Origin of the sequence: Aurantimonas endophytica, from assembly GCF_014196845.1 — a bacterium.
GTDB classification, from domain to species: domain Bacteria; phylum Pseudomonadota; class Alphaproteobacteria; order Rhizobiales; family Rhizobiaceae; genus Aurantimonas; species Aurantimonas endophytica.
In genome coordinates this window covers 2,468-5,487 of record NZ_JACIEM010000008.1, presented here as the reverse complement: position 1 = coordinate 5,487, position 3,020 = coordinate 2,468, and the positions used below count along the sequence as shown (strand labels likewise).

Below are 3,020 nucleotides of genomic sequence, written 5' to 3'. Positions count from 1 at the left end.
TCACGCTTGCGATTTGCAGACCTGGCGGCGACCGACTTTCCCGCGTCTTGAGACGAAGTATCATAGGCGCTGGGGCGTTTCACGGCCGAGTTCGGAATGGGATCGGGTGCGGCCGCCCCGCTAGAACCACCAGGTCGGCAAATGGCAAGGGTGATCGAGAAGCTGGTGTGCTGATTGAAGAGCGAGGCGTTGCAGCCTTGTTCCGTATTCCCTCGCGCCTCTGGGGCGGTCGGGAAGCGGCTCGTCGGGGGTTAGCCGTTGGAACCGTTTGTCCTTGGAACGGGCCGATGTCGGACCAGCCTTGCGGCTGGTGGACATTGGCGAATGAGAACGATCAAGCCGATCGAGCGATTAGTACCGGTAAGCTTCATGCGTTGCCGCACTTCCACACCCGGCCTATCAACGTGGTGGTCTACCACGGCTCTGATAGGGAGTACTCGTTTTCAGGTGGGTTTCCCGCTTAGATGCCTTCAGCGGTTATCCCGACCGTACATAGCTACCCTGCACTGCGGCTGGCGCCACAACAGGTCCACCAGAGGTACGTCCAACCCGGTCCTCTCGTACTAGGGTCAGATCCTGTCAATACTCCTACACCCACGGCAGATAGGGACCGAACTGTCTCACGACGTTCTGAACCCAACTCACGTACCGCTTTAAATGGCGAACAGCCATACCCTTGGGACCTGCTCCAGCCCCAGGATGCGATGAGTCGACATCGAGGTGCCAAACAACCCCGTCGATATGGACTCTTGGGGGTCATCAGCCTGTTATCCCCGGCGTACCTTTTATCCGTTGAGCGATGGCCCTTCCACGCGGGACCACCGGATCACTATGACCGACTTTCGTCTCTGCTCGACGTGTCTGTCTCGCAGTCAGGCGGGCTTATGCCATTGCACTCGACGACCGATTTCCGACCGGTCTGAGCCCACCATCGCGCGCCTCCGTTACTCTTTGGGAGGCGACCGCCCCAGTCAAACTACCCACCATACACTGTCCCGGATCCGGATAACGGACCGCGGTTAGACATCCATATAGGTAAGGGTGGTATTTCAAGGATGGCTCCACACGAGCTGGCGCCCATGCTTCCAAGCCTACCACCTATCCTACACATGCCGACACGAATGCCAGTGTAAAGCTATAGTAAAGGTGCACGGGGTCTTTCCGTCTGACCGCAGGAACCCCGCATCTTCACGGGGAATTCAATTTCACTGAGTCTATGTTGGAGACAGCGGGGAAGTCGTTACGCCATTCGTGCAGGTCGGAACTTACCCGACAAGGAATTTCGCTACCTTAGGACCGTTATAGTTACGGCCGCCGTTTACTGGGGCTTCAGTTCAGAGCTTGCACCCCTCCCTTTAACCTTCCAGCACCGGGCAGGCGTCAGACCCTATACGTCGTCTTGCGACTTCGCAGAGCCCTGTGTTTTTGATAAACAGTCGCTACCCCCTGGTCTGTGCCACCCTCACCCACTTGCGTGAATGAGGGTCACGCTTCTTCCGAAGTTACGCGTGCAATTTGCCGAGTTCCTTCAACATAGTTCTCTCAAGCGCCTTGGTATACTCTACCAGTCCACCTGTGTCGGTTTCGGGTACGGTCTATACGGAGGAGCTATTTCCTGGGACCACTTCGCCGCACGATCAATCCAATAAGACCGTACGACACACGCAATCCGTCACTTCCTCCAGGCCCACGATTATTAACGTGGTTCCCATCGACTACGCCTTTCGGCCTCGCCTTAGGGGCCGGCTAACCCTGCTCAGATTAACTTTAAGCAGGAACCCTTGGACTTTCGGCGAGGGAGTCTCTCACTCCCTTTATCGTTACTCATGTCAGCATTCGCACTTCCGATACCTCCAGGACCCCTCACGGGTATCCCTTCACCGGCCTACGGAACGCTCCGCTACCGCACGTCTTGCGACGTACCCACAGCTTCGGTGTATGGCTTAAGCCCCGTTACATTTTCGGCGCAAAGACTCTTATTTAGACCAGTGAGCTGTTACGCTTTCTTTAAATGATGGCTGCTTCTAAGCCAACATCCTGGTTGTTTTGGAATCTTCACATCCTTTCCCACTTAGCCATAACTTGGGGACCTTAGCTGGTGGTCAGGGTTGTTGCCCTCTCCACGACGGACGTTAGCACCCGCCGTGTGTCTGCCGGATAGTACTTCCAGGTATTCGGAGTTTGGTTAGGTTTGGTAAGACGGTGAGTCCCCCTAGCCCATCCAGTGCTCTACCCCCTGGAGTATTCATCCGACGCACTACCTAAATAGTTTTCGCGGAGAACCAGCTATTTCCGAGTTTGATTGGCCTTTCACCCCTAGCCACAAGTCATCCCGATCTATTGCAACAGATATGGGTTCGGCCCTTCAGTGCGTGTTACCGCACCTTCAGCCTGCTCATGGCTAGATCACTCGGTTTCGGGTCTAATCCGACGAACTGAACGCCCTGTTCAGACTCGCTTTCGCTGCGCCTCCACCTATCGGCTTAAGCTCGCTCGCCAGACTAAGTCGCTGACCCATTATACAAAAGGTACGCTGTCACCCAGGACGAACCTTGGGCTTCAACTGTTTGTAGGCATCCGGTTTCAGGTTCTATTTCACTCCCCTTGTCGGGGTGCTTTTCACCTTTCCCTCACGGTACTGGTTCACTATCGGTCATGCACGAGTACTTAGGCTTGGAGGGTGGTCCCCCCAATTTCAGACAGGATTTCACGTGTCCCGCCTTACTCGAGGACCTTGCGAAGCATTATGCCTACGGGGCTATCACCCAATATCGCCACGATTTCCAACGTGTTCGGCTTCTCTTCTGCAAGGCCACTGGCCTGGTCCGCGTTCGCTCGCCGCTACTGACGGAGTCTCGGTTGATGTCCTTTCCTTCGGGTACTTAGATGTTTCAGTTCCCCGAGTTCGCTTCTAACCCCTATGTATTCAGAGTTAGATACCTTTACCGACCCCTGTTAATCTGAACCGTTCGTCGCCGAACGGTTCAAACTTAACAGGAATCGTAGGTGGGTTGCCCCAT

2 rRNA genes (1 of these 2 cut by a window edge) are annotated in these 3,020 nt (G+C 55.2%); both read right to left on the bottom strand.

Annotated elements, in window-relative coordinates:
- Positions 1-19 precede the first annotated feature (19 nt).
- A 5S ribosomal RNA gene (gene rrf / locus GGR03_RS23970) occupies positions 20-134 on the bottom strand.
- Between the two features lie 196 nt (positions 135-330).
- Positions 331-3,020 (bottom strand): 23S ribosomal RNA (locus tag GGR03_RS23965) (it continues 147 nt past the right edge of the window).